This window comes from Brachybacterium atlanticum, from assembly GCF_025669985.1.
Lineage (GTDB): Bacteria > Actinomycetota > Actinomycetes > Actinomycetales > Dermabacteraceae > Brachybacterium > Brachybacterium conglomeratum.
Map to the genome: position 1 here is coordinate 18,358 of NZ_JAKJJW010000007.1, position 22,556 is coordinate 40,913.

A 22,556-nucleotide genomic window follows, 5' to 3' on the forward strand; every position below is an offset into this window, starting at 1 on the left:
AACATCGACGTACCAGGAGACGACAGTGGCTGCTTCCACGTGTGACATCTGCGCCAAGAGCCCGCGCTTCGGCAAGGCCGTGTCCCACTCGCACCGCCGCACCTCGCGTCGCTGGAACCCGAACATCCAGTCGGTCCGCACTGTGATCAACGGCACCAGCAAGCGCGTGAACGTGTGCACCTCCTGCCTCAAGGCAGGCAAGGTCAGCACGCTCGGTGCCTGAGCGAGACCGCAAGGACTCAATTCCACGAGAGCCCCCACCCGATCGGGTGGGGGCTCTCGTGCGTCCGGGCCGGTGCACCGTCGCGCGTCAGCGCACGACGTCGGCGACCTGGGCGAGCAGGGCAGCGGAGCGCTCCTGCTCCCCGGTGCGGTGGAGGTGGGCGGCGGTGAAGAACGCCTCGTGGACGAGGTGCGCGCGGCGGCGCTCGAGGACGGGGCCGACGGGCTCGGACGGTGCGCCGGAGCGACGTGAGCGCTCGGCGAGGTAGTGGGCGGTCTGATCCCGCAGCAGATCGTCGTCCAGGGCGGCGTACCAGGGCTCGGCGGTGATCGGGCCGCCGATGAAGGCGAGGTCCCGGGCGGGATCGCCCCGCTGCGCCCATTCCCAGTCGACGAAGCGCACCGTGCCGTCATCGTCCACGAGCAGGTTCGCGGCGGCGGGGTCGCCGTGGAGGAGGACGGGGGCGACGTCGTCGAAGGCCACTGCGGCGAGCTGCTGATGGCGGCGCACCGCCGGCCAGAGATCGGCGAGGACGCGTGCCGATCTCTGTTCGTTCTCGCGCCACCAGTCGTGGGCGAGGTCCGCGGCGACGACGGGGTCCGGGCGGCCGGGGTCGGGCAGCCCGGCCTGGTCGCCGGCGTGGTGGAGGTGGGCGAGGCTCGCCGCGAGGGCGCTCAGGAGCTCCGCGTCGGCCCAGTCCGCTGCGGGCAGCACGCGGCCGGGGACGCGGGTGGTGACGGACCAGGCCCGGAGGTCCTCTGTCGTGGGCTGGTGGACGGCGACGGGTGCGGCCGCGAGCCCGGCGGGAACCCGGCCGAGGATCTCGTGCTCCGCCTCGAGGGACTGCGGCAGCTCGTCGAGGGGCTTGTGCGGGATGCGGAGGACGAGCTCCCGCTCCCCGCGGCGCAGCAGATGGGCGGCGAAGGACTCGCCGCGGCCGAGGGGCCGGACGGTGATCTCGCCCGACGCGCCGGCCCACCATTCGGGGTGGTCGTGGGCGAGGGTGCGGAGGGGGTCGGCGGAGGTGGCCATGGGGGATCCTTCGGAGACGTCGAGCGCGAACGCACCCGCCGCCGTTCTCAGATGTTTATCGCTGTATTGAGCGATACCGGCTATTGGTGCTGTGCCTCGGGAGGGGCGACGGTCCGTCGCGGGGACGGGACGGACCGCCGCCCTGACCGTCACTCCGCCGCGGCGCCCGCGAAGGTGGCGGTGTCGATGACGGCGCGGAAGCGGACGTCGCCGGCGACCACGCGCTCGTAGGTCGCGTCGGCCTCGTCGACCGAGATCGTCTCGATCTTCGCGGCGATGCCGTGCTCGGCGCAGAAGTCGAGCATCTCCTGGGTCTCGGCGATGCCGCCGATGTTGGAGCCGGCGAGCACCTTGCCGCCGCCGATCAGCGAGCCGAAGCTCAGCGCCTGCTTCTCCGGCGGGAGGCCGACGACGGCCATGACGCCGCGCGGGGCGAGCAGGCGCAGGTAGCGGTCCACGGGGATGTCGGCGCTGATCGTGTTGAGGATCAGGTCGAACCCGCCGCGGTGGTCACGGAAGAAGTCCTCGTCGGAGGTCGCCAGGACCCGCGTCGCGCCGAGGGCGAGGGCGTCCTCCTCCTTGCGCAGGGTGCGGGTGAGGACGGTGACCTCGGCGCCCATGGCGGCAGCGATCTGCACGCCCATGTGGCCGAGCCCGCCGAGGCCGAGCACGGCCACGCGCTTGGCGCGGCCGGAGACCTGCTCGCCGGCGCCCCAGCGGCGCAGCGGGGAGTAGGTGGTGATGCCGGCGCACAGCAGCGGGGCCGCCTGGTCGAAGGGGATCTCGTCCGGGATCCTCAGCACGAAGCGCTCGTTGACGACGACCTTCTCGGCGTAGCCGCCCTGGGTGATCGTGCCGTCGACGTCCTCCGCGTTGTAGGTGCCGACGTTGCCGTTCAGGCAGTTCTGCTCCTGGTCGGCGAGGCACTCCTCGCACGTCCCGCAGGAGTTCACGAGGCAGCCGACGCCCACGCGGTCGCCGACCTTCCAGTCGGTGACGTCGCTGCCGACGGCGGAGACGGTGCCGGCGATCTCGTGGCCGACGGTGAGCGGGAAGTGCGCCTCGCCCCACTCGTTGCGGATGGTGTGGATGTCGCTGTGGCAGATGCCGGCGGCCTCGATGTCGATGACCACGTCGTCCGGACGGGGGTCGCGGCGCTCGATCGTGGTGACGCGGAACGGCTGGTCCGGGCCGGTCTTCTGCAGGGCCTTGACGGTGATCGGCATGGTGGTGGTGCTCCTCCGTGGCGTGCGGGTCGGACGCGGTCGCGCCGCCGACCAGCCTAGTCCGAGCGGGGACCGGCGTGCTCAGGCGAAGTGGTCGAAGCCCTCACCGGGGATCGGGGTGCCGTCGAGGGTCACGGCCGGTCCGTCCCCCGCCTCGTGGAGCCGGCCGATGGAGCGGAAGCCGGTCGGCACCTCGTCCGGGGCGAAGGCGGCGAGCATCGCGTGCTCCTCGGCGCCGTGGAGGACCCAGGCCCAGGGGGCCTCGCCGAGATCGTCGGCGAGGGCGGCGAGGGCCTCGGCATCGGGGGCGAGGGCGGCGCGGTCGAGGTCGATCCGCACCCGCGAGGCGGCGGCGAGGCGGCCGCCGTCGCGGACCAGTCCGTCGGAGAGATCCATCATGGCGTGCGCGGTGCGGCCGGCACCCCAGCCGAGGGACAGGTCGACCTCGGGGGCGTCGTGGTGGCGGACGAGATCGGCGGCGTCGGGGCTGGAGATGTCCTCCAGCGAGATCGAGCCGGCGGGGTCGACGTGGACCTTCCCGCCGAGGACCAGGGCGAGACCGGCGGCGGAGCGGCCCAGGCGCTCCGTGCCGATCGCGAGCACGTCGCCGGGGCGGGCGCCGGAGCGCAGCACGGGCGCGTCGCCGGGCGCCATCGCGCCCATCGCGGTGACGGCGAGGGTGAGGCGGTCGGCGCGGCCCAGGTCGCCGCCGACGATCACCGCGCCGTCGGCCGCAGCGCGCTCCGCGAGACCGGCGCTGAGCTCCTCGAAGACGGACGGGTCCGTCCCGGCCGGAGCCGAGAGCGCGACGACGAGGGCGAGCGGACGGGCGCCCATCGCGGCGACGTCGGCGAGGTTCTGCACCGCGGCCTTCCGTCCGATCCAGCGCGGGAGCGTCGCGCCCGGCAGGAAGTCGTGCCCCTCGACCAGCGCATCGGTGGTGACCACGAGACGGTCCGAGGGAAGCCGCACCACCGCGGCGTCGTCGCCCGGACCGACCTCGACCTGCTCGCCCGTGGGGAGCTGCGGGAGCACGGCGGCGAGGATCGAGGCCTCGGAGAGGCCGGGGCGGGGCTGCGCGGTCATCGCACCAGTCTGCCCGATCCCGCTTCCCGGATCCCACCGGTACCCTCGGTACGTGCTTCCCCGACGTGCCGCCGCCCTCTCCCTCACCGGGCTGCTCGCCCTCGGCCTCGCCGCCTGCGGCACCGTGCAGGTGCCCGCCGGGGAGGCCGCCGCGGACCCGGTGTGCGCCGACATCGTGCTCGCCGCCCCGCCGCAGGTGCTCGGCATGGACCGGGTGGAGACCTCGAGCCAGGGCACCGCCGCCTGGGGCAGCGGGGAGGACACGGTGGTGATGCGCTGCGGCGTGACCCCGCCCGGCCCGACCACCGACCAGTGCACCACCCTCGCCGACGAGAACGAGATCGAGGTCGACTGGGTCGTCAAGGAGATCGAGGGCGACACCTTCCTGTACACGACCTACGGCCGCGAGCCCGCGATCGACGTGTCCGTGCCGCGCTCGGCGGCACCGGACCAGCCCTCCGCCGCCGCGCTCGACCTCACCCAGGTGATCACCCGGAACATCGAGGCGACCGCCCGCTGCATCGGCCCCGGGGACGAGGGCTACGAGGGCTGAGACGGCTCAGCGCCGGCCGAGGCTCAGCGCTGGCCGAGGCGGCGCGAGGCAGCCTGGTCCACGAGATCCCCGATCAGATCGGCGTAGCTCAGCCCCATCGACTCCCACAGCACCGGGAACATCGAGTACGGGGTGAAGCCCGGCATGGTGTTGACCTCGTTGACGATCACGCGGTGATCGGCGGTGACGAACATGTCGACCCGGGCGAGGCCCTCGAGGCCGAGCGCCCCGAAGGCGCGCCGGGCGATCTCGCGGGCCTCCTCCAGCACCCCGTCGGGCAGACCCGCGGGCACGTCGATGCTCACGGTGCCCTTGCCGAAGTACTTCGCCTCGTAGTCGTAGAAGTCGAGGTCGGCGCCGACCTTCACCTCGCCGGGCAGAGTGGTGCGGGGCTCGCCGCCGTCGCGCGCGGCGAGCACGCCGCACTCGATCTCGCGGGCGACGACCCCCTCCTCGATGAGGACCTTGGGGTCCTCGCGGAAGGCGGCCTTCATCGCATGCTCCAGCTGCGAGACCTCCTCGACGCGGCTGACGCCGAGGCTGGAGCCGGCACGGGCCGGCTTGACGAACCAGGGCCGCGGATGATGCTGCTCGAGGTGGGCGAGCACGCGGCCGGCGCCGTCGGCCCAGCGGTCCTCGTGCACGACGATGCCGGGGGCGCACTCGATGCCGGCCGCACGCAGCGCGACCTTCGTCGCGGCCTTGTCCATCGCGGTGGCCGAGGCGAGGACGCCGGAGCCGACGTAGGGGATGTCGAGCATCTCGAGCATGCCCTGGACAGTGCCGTCCTCGCCGTAGGGACCGTGCAGCAGCGGCCAGACGACGTCGACCTCGGCGAGCGGCTCGACGTGTCCCTCGTGCACGACGCGCAGGGCGGTCCGCTCCCCCGCGCGGTGGCGGGAGGAGGGCAGCAGCACCTCGTCGCCGTCGGCGGCGACCTCGGGGGCGCGGCCGTCGACCATCGTCCAGTCCGAGGGGTCGTCGGAGACGTGGACCCAGCGGCCCTCGGGGGTGATGCCGATCGCGAGGACATCGAAGCGGGTGCGGTCGATCGCGGCGAGGATGCCGCCGGCGGTGATGCACGAGATGCCGTGCTCGCCGCTGCGGCCGCCGAACAGGAGGGCGACGGTGGTGCTCATGGGGTCGAGGGTAATCACTCCGGGCGGACCGAGCGTGACAGCAGGGCCGTGGTGACCTCGTCGATCCTCGCGCCGTGGTCCACGACCGCGACCACCGAGCGGGTGATCGGCATGTCGACGCCGTGGCGTGCGGCGACGTCGGCGACGGCTCGGGCGGTGGCGACGCCCTCGGCGGTCTGGCCCACCTCCGCCGCGGCCGCGGCGACGTCGAGCCCGCGGCCGAGCGCGAGGCCGAGACGGTGGTTTCGGCTGAGCGGCGAGGAGCACGTCGCGACGAGATCGCCCATGCCGGCGAGGCCCGGGAAGGTCTCGCGGCGCCCGCCGAGCGCGACGCCCAGACGGGTGATCTCCGCCAGTCCGCGCGTGATCAGGGAGGCGGTGGTGTTGTGGCCGTGGCCGAGCCCCGTCGCGGCGCCGACGGCGATCGCGATGACGTTCTTCACGGCCCCGGCGACCTCGACCCCGGCCACGTCGGTCGAGGTGTAGGCGCGCAGGTACGGTGCCGAGCACCAGGTGGCGAGGGTCTCGGCGAGGGCCTCGTCCGGAGCCGCGACGACGCTCGCGCAGGGGCGGCGCTCGGCGATCTCGCCGGAGAGGTTCGGGCCGGAGAGCACGCCGACCAGGGAGGGGTCCGCTCCTCCGGCCCGGGCGAGGATCTCGCTGATCCGGGCGTCGGTGCCGCGCTCGATGCCCTTGGTGAGGGAGAGCACCGGAACGGCGGGCAGGTCGGGCCAGGGCGCGAGGGTCGCGCGCATCGACTGGGCGGGGATCGCGACGACGACGCCGTCGGCGCCCTCGAGCGCGGCGGCGACATCGGCGGTGGCGCGCAGGCTCGCGGGGAGCTCGTGGTCGCCGAGATAGGCGCTGTTGCGGCGCTGCGTCTCGATCTCGCGGGCGACCTCCTCGCGCCGCGCCCAGAGGGTCACCTCGGCGCCGCCGTCGGCGAGGAGCTGCGCGAAGGTGGTCCCCCAGCTGCCGGCGCCGAGGACTGTCAGCCGCGGCGCGCTCATCGCCGCGGCTCCGTCGGGGCGCGGAAGCCGGGATCGGTCCGGCCGATCTCGGGGCGGTGGGCGTCCGTGCGCGGGTCGTGGAGGCGAGCGGGCGGGGTGAGGCCCCGCAGCTCGCCGAGGAGGGCCGCGATGCGGGCCATGAGGTCCTCGGTGACGCGCAGGGCGGCCTCGTGCTCCGTCTCGCCCTCGCCGGCGGCGGCGGTGAAGGGCTCGCCGACGCGCATGCGCACGCGCCGGCCGCGACCGGGGCGCGGGACCGGGGAGCCGACGGGCCACAGCCCGCGACCGCCCCAGGACGCGATCGGCAGCAGCGGCGCACCCGTGGACAGGGCGAGACGGGCCGCGCCGAACCGGGCCTGCATCGGCCAGAGCTCCGGATCGCGTGTGTAGCTGCCCTCGGGGAAGACCATCAGCAGCTCGCCCCGGCCCAGCGCCTCCCGAGCGGCGTCCAGGGCGCCCACCGAGCGGCTCGTGCCGCGCAGCACCGGGATCTGCCGGGCCGAGCGCAGCAGGGCGCCGAGCACCGGCACGCGGAACAGCGACTCCTTGGCCAGGAAGCGCGGCGCGATCCCGGAGGCCTGCAGGAGGTGCCCGTAGCCGAAGGGGTCGAAGGCGCTGAGATGGTTGCCGCAGGCGATCACGGCGCCGGTGGCCGGGAAGTTCTCGGTGCCCTGCCACTGCGGGCGGGAGAGCAGCGCGACCAGGGGCCGCAGCGGGAGCTGCGCGAGGCCGATCACGAGCCCGGCACGACGGGCGGGCTCGCGGGCGGTGCCCACGTCCCAGCTGCGCAGGAGCGGCATCAGCGCGTCGATGACGGACCGCGACCCAGGGCGCGGCGGGAGACCTGGGAGGTGAGGGAGGCCGCGCGCCGGTCGCCGGACAGCGCCCGGCGGCGGATCGTCGTCGGCGCCCGACGGGCGAGCGTGTTCACGGCCGCGGCGTGCATCAGACGGCGCGGCGCGAAGGCGAGCCGCCCCCGCACGGTCTTGTACTTCACCGCCGTGGTCACCTGCAGCAGCTCCCCGCCGGGCAGCAGCGCGACGCCGATGCGGACGGCGAGCTTGTCGTCGTCGTCGACGATGAGGGCCTCCGAGCCCACCACCTCGTCGGCCACGAACTGCTTCTGCGGCGGCGGGACCATGTCGAACAGCCGCACCGCCTCGTCGCGCAGGGCGCGCAGGCCGCGGGAGCCGAGCGGGGTGTTCTCGTGGGCGAAGATCGCCTCGGCCCACACCCGCGGGTCCGACTCCTCGACCCCGCCGGTCGGGACGATCACGACATCGCAGTAGTCCGGGATCGGGATGTCCCGCAGGGCGAGGGAGCCGGCCGCTCCCGCGATCGGGGTGCTCCCGGTCCCGAGCTCCGCGTGCTCCTCGCTCACTCCTCTCCCTCCCAGTACTCGGCCCCGAGGGCGGTGAGCTTGTCGCGGAAGGACTCGTAGCCGCGGTCGATCAGGCCGATGCCGCGGATGGTGGAGACCCCCTCGGCGCCGAGCGCCGCGATGAGGTAGGAGAAGCCGCCGCGCAGGTCCGGGACGGTGATGTCCGCGGCGTGCAGGGCCATCGGGCCCGAGACGACCGCGGAGTGGTTGTAGTTGGAGCGGCCGAAGCGGCAGGAGGAGCCGCCGAGGCACTCGCGGTAGACCTGGATCCGCGCGCCCATGTCGTTCAGCGCGCCGGTGAAGCCCAGGCGGTTCTCATAGACCGTCTCGTGGAGGATCGAGATGCCGTCGGCCTGGGTGAGGGCGACCACGAGCGGCTGCTGCCAGTCGGTCATGAAGCCGGGGTGCACGTCGGTCTCCAGCGCGATCGCCTTCAGCGGGGTGCCGGGATGGTAGAAGCGGATGCCGTCCTCACGGATCTCCATCCCGCCGCCGACCTTGCGGAAGATGTTCAGGAAGGTCGACATCGGCTTCTGCTGCGCGCCGCGCACGAAGACCGAGCCCTTGGTGACCAGCGCCGCGCAGGCCCAGGAGCCCGCCTCGATGCGGTCGGCGATCGCGACGTGCTCGTAGCCGCCGAGCTCGTCGACGCCCTCGATGGTGATGGTGCGGTCGGTCTGCAGGGAGATGATCGCGCCCATCTTCTGCAGCACCGCGATGAGGTCCTCGATCTCCGGCTCGACCGCGGCGTTGACCAGCTCGGTGACGCCCTGGGCGCGCACCGCGGTGAGCAGCACCTGCTCGGTCGCGCCGACGCTCGGGTACTCGAGGTGGATCTTCGTGCCCTTCAGGCCGTTCGGCGCGGTGATGTGGATGCCCATCTCGCGCTTGTCGACGTGCGCGCCGAAGCTGCGCAGCACGTCGAGGTGGTAGTTGATCGGCCGGTCGCCGATGCGGCAGCCGCCGAGGTCGGGGATGATCGCCTCGCCCAGACGGTGCAGCAGCGGGCCGCAGAACAGGATCGGGATGCGGGAGCTGCCGGCGTGGGCGTCGATGTCGGCGACGTGGGCCCGCTCGACGTTCGAGGGATCCAGCCGCAGCTCGCCGCCGGCGACGTCGTGCTCGATCTTCACGCCGTGGATCGACAGCAGGTTCGAGACGATCCGGACGTCGGAGATGTCGGGAACGGAGCGGAGCACGCTCGGCGAGGTGCCCAGCAGCGCGGCGACCATCGCCTTGGAGACCAGGTTCTTGGCGCCGCGGACGGTGATCTCGCCGTCGAGCGGGCGCCCGCCGCGCACGTGGAATGTGGAGCTCATGGTGTCCTTGCCTGGAGGGACGGACGTCAGCACGCCCATATCTGACCGGCTCACCATACCGGAGCGGCCTGCCCGCCCCGTGGCAGGGGCGGGCAGGCCGCGAAGATGAGGTGGGACCTCAGTGCGTGTCGGCGGTGCGGGCCGGCAGCGTCTTCGGCATCCAGGAGGGGCGCTTCTGCTCGAAGGCGGTGATGTCCTCCTCGTGGCGGAGGGTGAGGCCGATGTCGTCCAGGCCCTCCATCAGACGCCAGCGGGTGTAATCGTCGATCTCGAACCGGAAGGTCGAGTCGCCCGCGCTGACCTGACGGTTCTCGAGGTCCACGGTCACCTCGGTGCCCGGGGTCTCCTCGAGGATCTTCCACAGCTGCTCGATGTCGTCCTGGGCGAGGATCCCGGCGACCAGGCCCTGCTTGCCGGAGTTGCCGCGGAAGATCTCCGCGAAGCGGGTCGAGAGCACCGCCTTGAAGCCGTAGTCGCGCAGAGCCCACACGGCATGCTCGCGGGAGGAGCCGGTGCCGAAGTCGGGGCCGGCCACGAGCACGGAACCCTTGGCGTAGGCGGGCTTGTTCAGCACGAACTCGGGATCGTTCGTGCGCCAGGCGTGGAACAGGCCGTCGTCGAAGCCGGTCTTGGTGACGCGCTTGAGGTAGACGGCGGGGATGATCTGGTCGGTGTCGACATTGCTGCGACGCAGCGGGACGCCGATGCCGGTGTGCGTGGTGAAGGCTTCCATGGCGGGGCTCCTCAGGCGTGGGTCAGCAGGTCGGACGGGGAGGACAGGGTGCCGCGTACGGCGGTTGCGGCGGCGACGACGGGCGAGACGAGGTGGGTGCGCCCGCCCTTGCCCTGCCGGCCCTCGAAGTTGCGGTTGGAGGTGGAGGCGGCCCGCTCGCCCGGGGCGAGCTGGTCGGGGTTCATGCCCAGGCACATCGAGCAGCCGGCCTGGCGCCACTCGGCGCCGAAGTCGACGAACACCTTGTCCAGGCCCTCCTGCTCGGCCTGCAGGCGCACGCGGGCGGAGCCCGGGACGACCAGGACGCGCACGTCGGGGTGCTTGGTGCGGCCCTCGAGCACGGAGGCGAAGGCGCGCAGGTCCTCGATGCGGCCGTTGGTGCACGAGCCCATGAAGACAGTGTCGACCTTGATGTCCTTCAGCGCCGTGCCGGGGACGAGGTCCATGTACTCCAGCGCCCGCTCGGCGGCGTAGCGGTCGGTCTCGTCGACGAAGTCCTCGGGGGCGGGGACCGCGGCGGACAGCGGCAGGCCCTGGCCGGGGTTGGTGCCCCAGGTGACGAAGGGCTCGAGCTCGTCGGCGTCGATCTCCACCTCGGCGTCGAAGGTCGCGTCGTCGTCGCTGCGCAGTGACTTCCAGTAGGCGACGGCCTCGTCCCAGTCCTTCCCCTGCGGGGCGTGGGGACGGCCCTTGACGTACTCGAAGGTGGTCTCGTCCGGGGCGATCATGCCGGCTCGGGCGCCTGCCTCGATCGACATGTTGCAGATCGTCATGCGGCCCTCCATGGAGAGCTCGCGAATCGCCTCGCCGCGGTACTCGAGCACGTAGCCCGCGCCGCCGCCGGTGCCGATCTTCGCGATCACGGCGAGGATGATGTCCTTCGCGGTGACGCCGGGCTTCAGGGAGCCGGTGACGTTGATGGCCATGGTCTTGAAGGGGGTCAGCGGCAGGGTCTGAGTGGCCAGCACGTGCTCCACCTCGGAGGTGCCGATGCCGAAGGCCAGCGCGCCGAAGGCGCCGTGGGTGGAGGTGTGAGAGTCGCCGCACACGACGGTGATGCCGGGCATGGTCAGGCCCAGCTGCGGTCCCACGACGTGGACGATGCCCTGGTCCTTGTCGCCGAGGGAGTGGATGCGCACGCCGAACTCCTCGGCGTTGCGGCGCAGGGTGTCGATCTGGGTGCGCGAGGTGATGTCCGCGATCGGCTTGTCGATGTCGATCGTGGGGGTGTTGTGGTCCTCGGTCGCGAGGGTCTGGTCGATGCGGCGGGGCTCGCGCCCCTCCTGGCGCAGGCCGTCGAAGGCCTGCGGGCTCGTGACCTCGTGCAGGAGCTGGAGGTCGATGTAGAGCAGATCCGGCTCGCCGTTCTCACCGCGGCGGACCACATGATCCGCCCACACCTTCTCCGCGAGGGTCCCCGCCATGTCGATCCTTCCCTGCATCCTTCGTGGGGATGCGTGCTGATGCGCCGTCGCACCCGGTCTCGGGCGCTGCACTCATCGTGGGCTGGTCCACGATCCGATGCACTTGCGTCTCACTCAATAAGACGGCAATATCGGAGCATGGACAACACCCCGGAGGAGAACGGAAGCGGCGTCGGCGTGCTCGACAAGGCCGCCGTCGTGCTCGGCGCCCTCGAGGCCGGCCCTGCCACGCTCGCCCAGCTCGTGCAGTCGACGGGACTGGCCCGCCCCACCGCGCACCGCCTCGCGGTGGCGCTCGAGTACCACCATCTGGTGGCCCGTGACATGCAGGGCCGCTTCATCCTCGGTCCGCGCCTCGGCGAGCTCGCCGCGGCCGCCGGCGAGGACCGGCTGCTGGCCTCGGCCGGGCCCGTGCTCGCGGCCCTGCGGGACCACACCGGGGAATCCGCGCAGCTGTACCGGCGCCAGGGCGACCACCGCATCTGCGTGGCCGCCGCCGAGCGGCCGATCGGTCTGCGCGACTCGGTCCCGCTCGGGGCGGCGCTGACGATGCGGGCGGGCTCCGCCGCACAGATCCTACTGGCCTGGGAGGAGCCGGACCGGCTCCACCGGGGTCTGCTCGGGGCGCGCTTCACCGCGACCCAGCTCTCGGCGGTGCGCCGTCGCGGCTGGGCGCAGTCGATCGGTGAGCGCGAGCCGGGCGTCGGCTCCGTCTCCGCGCCCGTGCGCGGGCCGAACGGGCGCGTGGTCGCGGCGCTGAGCATCTCCGGGCCGATCGAGCGGATCACCCGTCAGCCGGGCCGGCTCCATGCCCCGTCCGTGATGAGCTCGGCGAACCATCTCACCGAGCTGCTGCGCCGCGCCGGCGCCTGATCACCCGCGCCTCACTCCCGCTCGATCCACACGGGCGTGTTGGCGTAGCGCAGCACGTTCACGAGCTGGCGCGGCGCGGCGATCTTCCCGGAGCCGCCCTCGACCCGCTCCCCCGCCACGACCATGACGCTCGCGTTCTCGCTGGCCTCGACCAGCTGCTTGGCGTTGTCGGAAGTCGCCACGGCCACGCCCTTCACGAAGACCGAGGGGTGGCTGAGCGCGATCCGCTGCGCGGTGGCGGCGAGAATCTCCTGGGCCTGATCGGGCGAGGTGCCCGGCCGCACCACGAGGTGGATGTCCCGTCCGTAGGCCTCCGCGAGGTCGGCGGCGCGGGAGACCACCTCGGTCGAGCTCTCGTGGTGCACGAGGCCGACGGGGCCGTCGCCGTCGATGTTCCCCCGCACCACCACGACAGGGCAGCGGGCGCGGGCGGCGAGGGCGAGACTCTTGGAGCCGACGATGAGGGTCATCAGCCGGCCCAGCCCCCGCCCGCCGAGGACCAGCAGGTCCGAGCCCTGGCTCGCGTGGACCAGGACCGGCACGGAGTTGCCGTCGATCACCTCGGTGGTGATCTCGACCTCGGGGGCCCGCTCCCGCGCGAGCTCGGCGGCCTCGCGCAGCAGGGTGTCGGCCGCGCTGCGGAAGCCGGAGCCCGGCATCCCGGAGATCGGGTCGACGTTGACGTCGAGCTCGGTCCACACGAAGGCGTGGACGAGATGGAGCGCGCCGCCGACGGTGGCGGCATGGCTGGCGGCCCAGCGGACCGCCTGATCGGACTCGTCCGCGTCGAAGACGCCGACCGTGATCCTCGGAGCTGCTGTGTGCGTCATGTCACGACGATACTCTGTCTGAGCCGCGCGCCGACAGGACCTCGGAAAGGCCCTCGGAATGCAGAAGGAGCCGGCACCAGTGGTGCCGGCTCCTGCTCGTACCCCGTACCGGATTTGAACCGGTGTTACCGCCGTGAGAGGGCGACGTCCTGGGCCGCTAGACGAACGGGGCGGGTGCGAGATCCAGTGGATCTCGCCTCGTACCCCGTACCGGATTTGAACCGGTGTTACCGCCGTGAGAGGGCGACGTCCTAGGCCGCTAGACGAACGGGGCGCGGACCGCACAGCGAATGATCACTGCGAAGCGCTGGGGTACCAGGACTCGAACCTAGAATGACGGTACCAGAAACCGTTGTGTTGCCAATTACACCATACCCCATGGTGAGAAGCACTTTCCGCAGTCCTTCACGTTCCGTTCCCGGTGGTTCCCGTGGACTTCCCGCGCTGTTCTGCGTGCCGTACCGAGTGAAGACTCTACCGGCTTCTCCCGCGGAGCACAAAGCGAGAGGGGCCTTTCGGGCTGTGAGGCTCGGCACGCTGTCCGGCCGGGCCCCACAGCCCTGGCGCTCAGCCCTCCGCGGCGAGGCGCTCGCGGAAGGAGCGCAGGCGCGCGAGGCTCGAGGAGCGGCCAAGCAGCTCCATGGACTCGAACAGGGGCGGGGAGATGCGCCGGCCGGAGATCGCGGAGCGCAGCGGGCCGAAGGCGAGGCGGGGCTTGATGCCCATGTCGTCCACGATCGCGGCACGCAGCGCGGGCTCGAGCGCGGCAGCGGTGAAGTCCTCCGCCGGGACGGCCTCGACCTCGGCGATGGCGCGGTCCAGCACCGCGACGGGGTCGTCGCCGAGCTTCTTCAGGGCGTCGTCCTGGACCACGAGGTCCTCGTCGGCCACGAAGAGGAAGCCCATCAGGTCGCTCGCCTCGCCGAGCAGGTTCATGCGGGTCTGCACCAGCGGCGCCGCGGCGACGACGAGGGCGCGCTGCTCCTCGCTGACCGTCTCACCGAGCACTCCCCCGGACTGCAGGTACGGGATGAGCCGCTCGACGAAGACGTCCTCCGGCAGCAGACGGATGTGGTCGGCGTTGATGGCGGTGGCCTTCTTGAGGTCCACGCGCGCCGGGTTCGGGTTCACGTCGGAGGCGTCGAAGCGCTCGACGAGCTGCTCGCGGCTGAAGATGTCCTCGTCGGCGCTGAAGCCCCAGCCGAGCAGGGCGAGGTAGTTGACCATGCCCTCAGGGATGAAGCCCTGCTCCCGGTAGAGGAAGAGGTCCGCCTGCGGGTCGCGCTTGGAGAGCTTCTTGTTCCCCTCCCCCATCACGTAGGGGAGGTGGCCGAACTCGGGCACGCGCTCGGCGACGCCGATCTCGATCAGCGCCCGGTAGAGCGCGATCTGGCGCGGGGTGGAGGAGAGGATGTCCTCGCCGCGCAGCACGTGGGTGATGCGCATGAGTGCGTCGTCCACGGGGTTGACCAGGGTGTAGAGCGGCTGACCGTTCGCGCGCACGACGACGAAGTCGGGCGTGGAGCCGGCCTTGAAGGTGATCTCGCCGCGCACCATGTCGGTGAAGGTGATGTCCTCCTGCGGCATGCGCAGGCGCCAGGTGGGCTCGCGGCCCTCGGCGCGGAAGGCGGCCTTCTGCTCCTCGGTGAGGTCGCGGTCGTGGCCGTCGTAGCCGAGCTGCGGGTCGCGGCCGGCGGCGCGGTGGCGCTCGGCGATCTCCTCCGCGGTCGAGAAGGACTCGTAGATGTGCCCGGACTCCTTCAGCCTGGCGATCACGTCCTGGTAGATCTCGCCGCGCTGGGACTGGCGGTAGGGGCCGTCCGGGCCGCCGACCTCGACGCCCTCGTCCCAGTCGATGCCGAGCCAGCGCATGGCGTCGAGCAGCTGGTGGTAGGACTCCTCGCTGTCGCGGGCGGCGTCGGTGTCCTCGATGCGGAAGACGAGCTTGCCGCCGTGGTGGCGGGCGTGGGCCCAGTTGAACAGGGCGGTGCGCACCATGCCGACGTGCGGGATGCCGGTGGGGCTGGGGCAGAAGCGGACGCGGACCTCGTCGGGGGTCGAGGCAGCTGCGGGGGTGGTGGTCACGAAGGGTTCTCCCTGGAGGTTCGGGGGCGGGCTCAGCGGCGCACGAGGGGGTTGGACAGGGTCCCGATCCCCTCGATCTCGACGTCGATCCGGGCGCCGGGCTCGACGGTGCGGACGCCGGCGGGGGTGCCGGTGAGCACGATGTCGCCCGGCAGAAGGGTCACGACGGAGGAGATCTCGGCGATCAGCTCGGGCACGCCGCGCACCATGTCGGCCGTGGAGCCGGACTGGGCGGTCTCGTCGTCGACGCGGGAGGAGATCGCCAGTCCTGCGGCAGGATCGAGATCGGTCTCGATCCAGGGCCCGATCGGGCAGGAGGTGTCGAAGGCCTTGGCGCGGAACCACTGGTCCTCGGCGCGCTGGGAGTCCCGGGCCGTGAAGTCGTTCGCGCAGGTGTATCCCAGCACGTGATCGGTGACCTGCTCGGGGGCGAGGTCCTTGGCCATCCGCTTGATGACCACGGCCAGCTCCGCCTCGAGGCTCACCTCCTGGCTGTAGGAGGGCACGACCACGGGATCGCCGGGGCCGACGACGGCGGTGTTGGGCTTGAGAAAGTACAGGGCCTGGTCGGGCACCTCGTTGCCGAGCTCGGCGGCGTGGGCGGCGTAGTTCCGGCCGACGCACACCACCTTCGAGCGCGGGATGACGGGGGCGAGCAGCCGCACGTCCTCGAGCGGGAGGATCTTCCCGGTGGGGCGGATCTCTGTGTACAGGGGATCACCGGTGATGCCGTAGACCATGTCCTGGCCGTCCTTCTCCTGGACGATGCCGAACATGGGGTCTTCGCCGGTGGTGAATCGGGCGATGCGCATGCGCGCCAGTCTAGGCGCTCGCCTCGCCCGGCCCGGAGCGGGAGCGGCGGGATAGGCTCGAGCGCAGACGGACCGATCGCGCGACGGAGCGCGGGGAAGGCGGCAGACCGATGGATGTCGCAGGGAATGTCGCGCTCGTGACCGGGGGCGCCTCGGGCCTGGGGCGCGCGACCGGGGAGGCGCTGGCCGCGGCCGGCGCACAGGTCGTGCTGGTGGATCTGCCGGGCACGGACGGCGCGGCCGTCGCCGAGGGGCTCGGGGGCGGTGCGCGCTTCGCCCCGGCAGACGTCACCGACGAGTCGCAGGTGCGCGAGGCCGTGGAGCTCGCCGCGTCGCTCGGGCCGCTGCGGGTGGTGGTCAGCTGCGCCGGGATCGTGCAGGCGAAGCGCCTGGTGGGTCGCGACGGGCTGATGCCGTTGGCGGGCTTCGAGCAGGTGGTGCGCGTGAACCTGCTGGGCACGGTGACGGTGATGGGCGTCGCGGCCGAGGCGATGCAGTCGGTGCCGCAGCTGGGCGCGGAGCGCGGGGTCGTCGTGAACACGGCGTCGGTGGCGGCCTTCGACGGGCAGATCGGGCAGACGGCCTATGCGGCGTCCAAGGGCGCCGTCGCCTCGCTCACGCTGCCCGCCGCCCGGGAGCTCGCCGCCTCGAGGATCCGGGTGATGGCGATCGCGCCGGGCACCTTCGAGACGCCGATGATGGCGGGGCTGTCCGAGGAGGTGCGCGACTCCCTCGCGGCGCAGGTCCCGCATCCGAGCCGGCTGGGCCGCCCCGCGGAGTACGCGACGCTGGTGCGGCACATCGTGGAGAACCCGATGCTCAACGGCGAGGTGATCCGTCTCGACGGGGCGATCAGGATGGGCCCGCGATGAGCGGGGGAGCTGGTGCTGACCGCACAGCACGAGCATGTCCGGGTGCTGACGCTGCACCGCCCGGGGGCGCTGAACGCAGTCGACGACGAGCTCGCCACCGCGCCCGGCGACGCGGTCGCGGAAGCCGAGGCGGATCCGGCGACGCGGGTGATCGTGCTGACCGGGGCGGGCCGGGCGTTCTGCGCCGGGATGGACCTCAAGGCGTTCGCCCGCGGCGAGAGCGCCCACTCCCGCACCCGACCCGAGCGGGGCTTCGCGGGGATCGTGGGGCATCTGGTCGCCGTGCCCGTGATCGCGGCGGTGAACGGTCCGGCCGTCGGGCTCGGGGCGGAGCTGGTGCTCGCCAGCGACCTGGCGCTGATCGACCCGGCGGCGCATCTGGCGCTGCCCGAGGTGCGTCGCGGGCTGATCGCGGTGGCGGGCGGGACGATGCGCCTCCCGCAGCAGGTGCCGCCCAAGCTCGCGCTCGAGAAGCTGCTGACCGGGGACCGGATCTCGCCGGAGGAGGCCCTGGAGTGGGGGCTGGTCAACTCCGTGAGCGCGCCCGGTGCGGTGCTGGAGGAGGCGCTCGCGCTGGCGGAGCGGATCGCCGCGAACGCGCCGCTCGCGGTGCGGGCCACGAAGGATCTCGTGCACTCGACGGTGCACGAGGACAGCTGGGGGCGGCCGGCCTGGCGGCGGATCCGGGAGGCCCAGCAGCGAGTGTTCTCGAGCGAGGACGCTGCCGAGGGCGCGGCGGCCTTCACCGAGAAGCGGGAGCCGCGATGGGAGGGGCGGTGAGTCCCCTGCACGGCAGGGCGCTGCACCGCGGGCTGGACCCCGCCGCCGCACTCCCCTATGCTTGAATCCTCAAGCATTCAAGCGGGGAGCGCAGTCAGATGAGCATCGATCCTGGATCCATCACCTTCGGCCTGGACACCTTCGGGGACGTCACCGTGGACAGCGCGGGAGATCCCGTCGCGCCAACGCAGGTGATCCGCGACATCGTCGCCCAGGGCGAGCTCGCCGACCAGGTCGGCATCGACCACTTCTCGATCGGCGAGCACCACCGGCCCGACTACGCGGTCAGCGCGCCGGACATGGTGCTCGCCTCGCTCGCGCAGCGCACCGAACGGATCACGCTGGGGACCGCCGTGATCGTGCTCAGCTCCGACGACCCGCTGCGTGTGGTCGAGCGATTCTCCACGCTCGACGCCCTCTCTCAGGGTCGGGCCGAGCTCACCGTGGGCCGCGGCTCCTTCACCGAGTCCTTCCCGCTGTTCGGCTTCGCGATGCAGGACTACGAGACCCTCTTCGAGGAGAAGCTGGACCTGCTCGTGACGGCGCTGTCCGGCGAGCCGATCACCTGGTCCGGCACCACCCGCGCGCCGCTGAAGGAGCAGTCGCTGCACCCCGCGCTCGAGCGGGAGCTGCCCACCTGGGTCGCCGTCGGCGGGAGCCCGAACTCGGTGATCCGCACCGCCCGTCACGGACTGCCGCTGATGCTCGCGATCATCGGCGGGCCCGCGCAGCGCTTCGCGCCCTACGTCGACCTCTTCCACGAGGCGACGACGAAGCTCGGCGGGCAGCGCCGCCCCGTCGGCGTTCACTCCCCCGGGCACGTCGCCGCGACCGACGCCGCCGCGCGCGAGCAGCTCGCCCCGCACTGGATCCACAACCGCAACGAAATCGGGCGCGAGCGCGGATGGGGCCCGTCGGGGATCGGGGAGTTCCAGGCGGAGGCGGACCACGGCGCACTGTACGTCGGTTCCCCGGAGACCGTCGCGCAGAAGATCGCGCGGACGATCACCTCGCTCGGCATCGACCGCTTCGACCTGAAGTACTCGAACGGTCCGATGCCCCACGAGCAGCTGATGGAGTCGATCCGCCTCTACGGCATCGAGGTGATCCCGCGGGTGCGGGAGCTGCTGGCCGAGGCGCAGGCTCCCGAGGGATCGGCCTTCGACGAGGTCTGAGCGCCATTGCCCTTCGTCGCGGCTCACCGGAGCAGGAAGGCACGGATGCGCAGCTCGGCCTCCTCCCGGGTGATGCCGCTTAGGAGGTCGCGTCCGAGCGGGCTCTCGTTCGTGGGGTCCGGGCCGATCAGCGGGCGGAGGTCCCCGCGGGAGTGCACGAGGACCGGCGCGGGGCCCGCCGTCTCGTAGCCCGGCAGCGCGCTCGCGAGGCGCCCGGGGTAGACCGTGCGATAGCCGTCGTCCCCGAGGTGATCGAGGATGTCGAGGACGTCGTCCTCGGCCAGGGACACCCATGGCGCGTACTCCATGCGGCGCTCGGGGTCGTCGCGGATCGGCACGTGCATCGACACCCGCACGTACTGCTCGGCCCCCTCGGGGCGCTCGATCCAGCACAGGTCCTCGGTGATCTCGGCGTCACGGAGCTCGTGCGGGGCGAGCCGGAGCACGGGGTCCGGGACCGCGAAGGACAGCACCGGCCAGGGCCGGTCCCTGGTGCCGTCGGTGCCGAGGTGGGTCGCCGCGCAGGCGTGGCAGTCGAAGTCGATGCCGGTCATCGGGGGCTCCTTGGGTGGGGTCGGTCGAGGGGATGCCCGGCACGCTAGGGGTCCTCTCGCTCACCCTTCGACGGCACTGCCCCGGATGTGGACCACGGGGCATTGGGGAGGACCGGCCGATGGAGTCGGCCCGGCCCCACGACACCGACGTGATCCCCCAGGTGCGGAGGTGCTCGCGGAGGCTCGGGCCCCGAGCGCTCGACCTCCGACAGGGCGTGATCACTGCACCGGTACTCTCATTCGAGCTACGTCGGACGACGTCGAACGAGGAGCAGATTCCGATGGCGTCACGGGGAACCCTCCTGTACCGAGCTCGTTGGTCGACGCCCATGCAGAACTGCTGGGCACTGTTCCCTCTGCCCCCTCTTTCCCTTCTCCTGATCCTGAGCCCCTTCGGCAGTCGAAGCAGCGACGAGGGCCCTGCTTCCGACGCTTCATGGGTGTTCGACCTCGCGCTGGGACTTCTCCTGTCGTCGCCCCTGGGTCTGGTGCTGATCCTTGTTCTCTGGCTGAACAGCAGGACCGCGATGACCATCTCCACCGCCGGAATAGAACTGCGCAGACCCTTCGGATCTCGACAGAACGCATGGCCGTCGATCTCATGGATCCAGCCGAGCGAGGACTGGTACCTCCGAGGTGCCACCTGCGTCGTGACGACGGAGGGCGAGCGGATCACCCTACGATTCACCGCCAGCCGATACACCGCTTTCCGGAACGAGCCTCTCAGCGAGATCTTCGCCGTCATGGGCGACCACCGGACGATCCCCCTGCCCACTCGCGTGGCGATCGAATTCCACAAGCAGCATCTGCGAGGGGAATTCTGACAGGACACTGCGTCGCAGCTGAGTCGGTGCCGCAGGCCGACAGGGCTGCTCCCCCGGCGGTGCGGCATCATGGAAACGTGTCGTCGTCCCGCCCCAGCACCCCGGTCGTTCTCTTCCGCGCGCCGGAGCGCCCCTGGTCCCTGATCGTCGCGATCGCACTCGCCGTGCTGGTCCTGCTGCCCCTGGCGATCCTGGTCGCTGTGCTCGGAGCGACCTCGGGCTCCACCGCAGGGATCGTGCTCAGCCTCGTCGCCGGACTCTTCATCCTGCTGGTCAGCTGCATGTTCGTGATCGCCATGAGGCAGCGCTTCACCGTGACCACGGCGGGGATCGAGGTCGCCTCGTACCTCGGCACGCGCCGTCTGCCGTGGTCGCAGATCCGGCTGGTCCGTGTGGGCCCCGCGACCTTTCTCGCTCCGCGCGCCACCGAGATCGTCCTCGCGGACGGGTCCACCGTCAGGGCGCCCGCCACCTCGATGAACTTCGCCCTGTGGCGGGGAGAGATGCCGACGGCCCACGGCGCCGGCGGGACGTCGCCGACCCGCTGCACCCTCGCGGCGATCGACGCGCATCGGCGCTATCTGGCCGGGGAGTTCGGGCGGTGACGGTGCTGACGGCCGCGGTGGCCGCTGCTGCGCGCGCGGCGCACGAGGAGCGGGCCGATGCGCTGACCGCCGCGCATCGGGAGCGGAAGCAGCGGGGCGAGAAGCATGCGGTCGAGGACTTCCTGTTCACCTACTACCCCTTCTCCCCCGCCCGGCTGCGGCGCTGGCATCCCGGATGGCGGGTGGGATACGAGGCGTCGGCCGATCTGGATGCGGAGGGGCGTCCGGTCATCGCCGATGTGGACGAGGCGGGGCGACGGTCCTGGTACGTCGACGAGGCGGGACCGGAGGGAACCCCCGCGGTGCGGCGGGCGGATGTCGAGCGCTATCTGGACGAGCGGGCCTCTGCCTTCTCGTTCATGACGCGGCTGCTGCGGGCCTCGACCCTCACGCGGCGCCGGCCGGAGTTCGGCTGCTTCGGGCTGCACGAGTGGGCGATGGTGCACCGGGTCCCCGGGGGCGGACAGCGTCACGAGGACCTGCCGCTGCGCCTGACCCCGGCCGAGACCGATGCTGTCGTGGAGCGGGAGAACCTGATCTGCTCGCACCTGGACGCGTTCCGCTTCTTCACCCCGTCGGCTGCGCCGCGCAACTCCATGGAGCCGACCCGTGCGACGCAGGTGGACAACGACAACCCGGCCTGCCTGCACGTGGGGATGGACCTGTACAAGTGGGCCATGAAGCTCACGCCGCTGCTGCCCTCGGACCTGGTGCTGGACTGCTTCGAGCACGCGCGCGCCACGCGAGTGCTGGACATGGAGGCGAGCCCGTACGACGTGCGGCCGCTGGGCTACGGGGTGGTGCCGATCGAGACCCCGCGCGGGAAGGCCGAGTACGTACGGCGCCAGCGGGAGCTGGCCGCAGGGGCAGACGCGCTGCGTGAACGGATCCTCGCCGAGCTCGAGGCGCTCGAGGCGGGCGCGCCCGTCGCACGCTGAGACGCCGGAAGGGCCGGCACCCTCGCGGGGTGCCGGCCCTTCTCAGGAGTGGGGGCTGCGCTCAGGCGGCCGCCTCGTCGTAGGCGGCCTGCGCCTCGGCGCCGAAGTACGGGCCGTACATCACGTTCGCCTGGCCGTTGTAGCCGAAGCTGTTCACGGAGTTCTGCGCCCCGTCGCCGAGGAACCAGGGACCGCCGGAGGAGCCGCCGGTCATGTCGCAGGAGATGCCCTGGGAGAGGGTGCCGCCGATGGTGTCGTCGCTCGCGGTGCCGGAGCAGCTCTCGAGGGACTCGCCGTCGAAGGGCGCGGCGGCCGGGTAGCCGTAGGCGTCGTAGTCGGCGCCGCGCTCGCGGTTGAACGCGATCGAGGTGGAGCCGACGGCGTCCTCGAGGGTGCCGCTGCCGCCCTCGGGCTCGACGGTCGCGAAGGCGACGTCGTAGCTGATGTCCTCGCCGGAGACCCATTCGTCGGTGGAGACGAGATCGGTCGCGGCCCAGGTGCCGTAGGGGGCGTCGCCGTGGTCGTAGCCCGGCACGAAGACCCAGTTGGTGGCCCAGGTGCCGGCGTCGTTGACGCAGTGCCCGGCGGTCGAGACGGTCGAGCCGTTCGAGGAGGCGACGGCGTTGCCGGAGCAGACGTAGTCCTGGCCGCCCTGGGTGAAGAAGACCTTGCCGACGGTGTCCTTCTCGCCGGCGGCGGCCTTCTTGCTCATGCCGGGCGCCTCGGCGCTGCGGCCCTGGACGGTGACGGGCTCGCCCTTCTCCACGGCGTCGTGGGAGGGCGCGTCCTCGGGGGCGAGGTCGTCGGCGGGGATCGCGGCTTCCATGCGCTCGGAGGTCCAGTAGCCGTGGGCCTCGGTCTGCGCGGTGCCGGAGAGCTCGGTGCGCTCGACGTCGGAGCCGTCCGCGGTGGCGGCGCCGGCGCCGCCGACGGCGAGGCCTGCGACGAGGGCGGCACCGCCCAGGCGTCTGGTGCAGCGGCTACGGAGGGTGGAGTGCGTCACGGGAGTGCCTTTCGACAGCGGGACAACGGGGGTGGGATGACGGCCCTGCGGGGCCGTGACGGCACGCTACGTGACGTGA

The 22,556-nt window shown here is 72.2% G+C and carries 24 protein-coding genes and 3 tRNA genes; 9 read left to right on the plus strand and 18 right to left on the minus strand.

Annotated features, from left to right (window positions below):
* Positions 1 to 25: 25 nt before the first annotated feature.
* Entirely contained in the window at positions 26 to 223 is a 198-nt protein-coding gene (gene rpmB / locus L3K22_RS04995) for a 50S ribosomal protein L28 (protein ID WP_082358657.1), read from the plus strand.
* An 87-nt stretch (positions 224 to 310) separates the two neighbouring features.
* Here the strand turns inward: rpmB and L3K22_RS05000 are convergent, their stop codons facing one another.
* The 3 genes from L3K22_RS05000 to thiL form a co-directional block, all read right to left on the minus strand.
* On the minus strand, positions 311 to 1,255 hold the full coding sequence (locus L3K22_RS05000) for an aminoglycoside phosphotransferase family protein (RefSeq protein WP_263310434.1): 945 nt from the start codon (positions 1,253 to 1,255) through the stop codon (positions 311 to 313).
* 149 nt (positions 1,256 to 1,404) lie between these two features.
* Positions 1,405 to 2,481, minus strand: a complete 1,077-nt coding sequence (locus tag L3K22_RS05005) for an NAD(P)-dependent alcohol dehydrogenase (protein ID WP_263310435.1) — start codon at positions 2,479 to 2,481, stop codon at positions 1,405 to 1,407.
* Positions 2,482 to 2,562: 81 nt separating this feature from the next.
* Positions 2,563 to 3,567 (minus strand): thiamine-phosphate kinase, encoded by a 1,005-nt coding sequence (gene thiL / locus L3K22_RS05010; protein ID WP_263310436.1) that lies wholly within the window; start codon positions 3,565 to 3,567, stop codon positions 2,563 to 2,565.
* Positions 3,568 to 3,619: 52 nt separating this feature from the next.
* Here thiL and L3K22_RS05015 point away from each other — a divergent pair, with 52 nt between their 5' ends.
* Positions 3,620 to 4,120 (plus strand): DUF3515 family protein, encoded by a 501-nt coding sequence (locus L3K22_RS05015; RefSeq protein WP_010552245.1) that lies wholly within the window; start codon positions 3,620 to 3,622, stop codon positions 4,118 to 4,120.
* 23 nt (positions 4,121 to 4,143) lie between these two features.
* On the opposite strand, the gene L3K22_RS05020 is transcribed toward L3K22_RS05015, so the two are convergent.
* From L3K22_RS05020 to leuC, 7 genes are all read right to left on the minus strand, one after another.
* Positions 4,144 to 5,259, minus strand: coding sequence for a D-alanine--D-alanine ligase family protein (locus L3K22_RS05020; protein WP_263310437.1), 1,116 nt, complete (start codon positions 5,257 to 5,259; stop codon positions 4,144 to 4,146).
* A gap of 14 nt (positions 5,260 to 5,273) precedes the next feature.
* Positions 5,274 to 6,269 (minus strand): NAD(P)H-dependent glycerol-3-phosphate dehydrogenase, encoded by a 996-nt coding sequence (locus tag L3K22_RS05025; protein WP_263310438.1) that lies wholly within the window; start codon positions 6,267 to 6,269, stop codon positions 5,274 to 5,276.
* Entirely contained in the window at positions 6,266 to 7,069 is an 804-nt protein-coding gene (locus tag L3K22_RS05030) for a lysophospholipid acyltransferase family protein (RefSeq protein WP_263310439.1), read from the minus strand. The genes L3K22_RS05025 and L3K22_RS05030 overlap by 4 nt, the downstream gene beginning before the upstream one ends.
* Entirely contained in the window at positions 7,069 to 7,650 is a 582-nt protein-coding gene (locus tag L3K22_RS05035) for a DUF2867 domain-containing protein (protein ID WP_263310440.1), read from the minus strand. The genes L3K22_RS05030 and L3K22_RS05035 overlap by 1 nt, the downstream gene beginning before the upstream one ends.
* A complete protein-coding gene (gene murA, locus L3K22_RS05040; protein ID WP_263310441.1) occupies positions 7,647 to 8,969 on the minus strand; it encodes a UDP-N-acetylglucosamine 1-carboxyvinyltransferase in 1,323 nt (440 codons plus the stop codon). Before murA ends, L3K22_RS05035 begins: the two co-directional genes overlap by 4 nt.
* Positions 8,970 to 9,087: 118 nt before the next feature.
* Positions 9,088 to 9,702, minus strand: a complete 615-nt coding sequence (gene leuD / locus L3K22_RS05045) for a 3-isopropylmalate dehydratase small subunit (protein WP_263310442.1) — start codon at positions 9,700 to 9,702, stop codon at positions 9,088 to 9,090.
* Between the two features lie 11 nt (positions 9,703 to 9,713).
* Positions 9,714 to 11,126, minus strand: coding sequence for a 3-isopropylmalate dehydratase large subunit (gene leuC, locus L3K22_RS05050; protein WP_263310443.1), 1,413 nt, complete (start codon positions 11,124 to 11,126; stop codon positions 9,714 to 9,716).
* A gap of 138 nt (positions 11,127 to 11,264) precedes the next feature.
* On the opposite strand from leuC, the gene L3K22_RS05055 reads away from it, so the two are divergent.
* Positions 11,265 to 11,999, plus strand: a complete 735-nt coding sequence (locus tag L3K22_RS05055; RefSeq protein ID WP_010552253.1) for an IclR family transcriptional regulator — start codon at positions 11,265 to 11,267, stop codon at positions 11,997 to 11,999.
* 11 nt (positions 12,000 to 12,010) lie between these two features.
* Here L3K22_RS05055 and L3K22_RS05060 read toward each other — a convergent pair whose 3' ends face one another.
* The 6 genes from L3K22_RS05060 to L3K22_RS05085 form a co-directional block, all read right to left on the minus strand.
* On the minus strand, positions 12,011 to 12,829 hold the full coding sequence (locus L3K22_RS05060) for a universal stress protein (RefSeq protein WP_263310444.1): 819 nt from the start codon (positions 12,827 to 12,829) through the stop codon (positions 12,011 to 12,013).
* 99 nt (positions 12,830 to 12,928) lie between these two features.
* Positions 12,929 to 13,001 (minus strand) — tRNA-Glu (locus L3K22_RS05065).
* 29 nt (positions 13,002 to 13,030) lie between these two features.
* A tRNA-Glu gene (locus tag L3K22_RS05070) sits at positions 13,031 to 13,103 on the minus strand.
* Between the two features lie 33 nt (positions 13,104 to 13,136).
* Positions 13,137 to 13,208, minus strand: a tRNA-Gln gene (locus L3K22_RS05075).
* A 188-nt stretch (positions 13,209 to 13,396) separates the two neighbouring features.
* Positions 13,397 to 14,914, minus strand: a complete 1,518-nt coding sequence (gene gltX, locus L3K22_RS05080) for a glutamate--tRNA ligase (protein ID WP_263310445.1) — start codon at positions 14,912 to 14,914, stop codon at positions 13,397 to 13,399.
* 32 nt (positions 14,915 to 14,946) lie between these two features.
* A complete protein-coding gene (locus L3K22_RS05085; protein WP_263310446.1) occupies positions 14,947 to 15,726 on the minus strand; it encodes a fumarylacetoacetate hydrolase family protein in 780 nt (259 codons plus the stop codon).
* Positions 15,727 to 15,836: 110 nt separating this feature from the next.
* Here L3K22_RS05085 and L3K22_RS05090 point away from each other — a divergent pair, with 110 nt between their 5' ends.
* From L3K22_RS05090 to L3K22_RS05100, 3 genes are all read left to right on the plus strand, one after another.
* Positions 15,837 to 16,598, plus strand: a complete 762-nt coding sequence (locus L3K22_RS05090) for an SDR family NAD(P)-dependent oxidoreductase (protein ID WP_263310447.1) — start codon at positions 15,837 to 15,839, stop codon at positions 16,596 to 16,598.
* Positions 16,599 to 16,610: 12 nt separating this feature from the next.
* Positions 16,611 to 17,378, plus strand: coding sequence for an enoyl-CoA hydratase-related protein (locus L3K22_RS05095; RefSeq protein ID WP_263310448.1), 768 nt, complete (start codon positions 16,611 to 16,613; stop codon positions 17,376 to 17,378).
* A 98-nt stretch (positions 17,379 to 17,476) separates the two neighbouring features.
* On the plus strand, positions 17,477 to 18,553 hold the full coding sequence (locus tag L3K22_RS05100; RefSeq protein ID WP_263310449.1) for an Atu2307/SP_0267 family LLM class monooxygenase: 1,077 nt from the start codon (positions 17,477 to 17,479) through the stop codon (positions 18,551 to 18,553).
* Positions 18,554 to 18,576: 23 nt separating this feature from the next.
* On the opposite strand, the gene L3K22_RS05105 is transcribed toward L3K22_RS05100, so the two are convergent.
* Positions 18,577 to 19,107 (minus strand): DUF2199 domain-containing protein, encoded by a 531-nt coding sequence (locus L3K22_RS05105; RefSeq protein ID WP_263310450.1) that lies wholly within the window; start codon positions 19,105 to 19,107, stop codon positions 18,577 to 18,579.
* A gap of 440 nt (positions 19,108 to 19,547) precedes the next feature.
* Here L3K22_RS05105 and L3K22_RS05110 point away from each other — a divergent pair, with 440 nt between their 5' ends.
* The 3 genes from L3K22_RS05110 (at position 19,548) to L3K22_RS05120 (ending at position 21,474) form a co-directional block, all read left to right on the plus strand.
* Positions 19,548 to 19,931, plus strand: coding sequence for a PH domain-containing protein (locus L3K22_RS05110; protein ID WP_263310451.1), 384 nt, complete (start codon positions 19,548 to 19,550; stop codon positions 19,929 to 19,931).
* Positions 19,932 to 20,008: 77 nt separating this feature from the next.
* The gene (locus tag L3K22_RS05115) at positions 20,009 to 20,536 is read left to right on the plus strand and encodes a PH domain-containing protein (RefSeq protein ID WP_263310452.1); all 528 of its coding nucleotides are present in this window, start codon (positions 20,009 to 20,011) and stop codon (positions 20,534 to 20,536) included.
* Positions 20,533 to 21,474, plus strand: a complete 942-nt coding sequence (locus L3K22_RS05120) for a 3-methyladenine DNA glycosylase (protein WP_263310453.1) — start codon at positions 20,533 to 20,535, stop codon at positions 21,472 to 21,474. Before L3K22_RS05115 ends, L3K22_RS05120 begins: the two co-directional genes overlap by 4 nt.
* Positions 21,475 to 21,535: 61 nt before the next feature.
* Here the strand turns inward: L3K22_RS05120 and L3K22_RS05125 are convergent, their stop codons facing one another.
* On the minus strand, positions 21,536 to 22,477 hold the full coding sequence (locus L3K22_RS05125) for a trypsin-like serine peptidase (protein WP_263310454.1): 942 nt from the start codon (positions 22,475 to 22,477) through the stop codon (positions 21,536 to 21,538).
* Positions 22,478 to 22,556 lie beyond the last annotated feature (79 nt).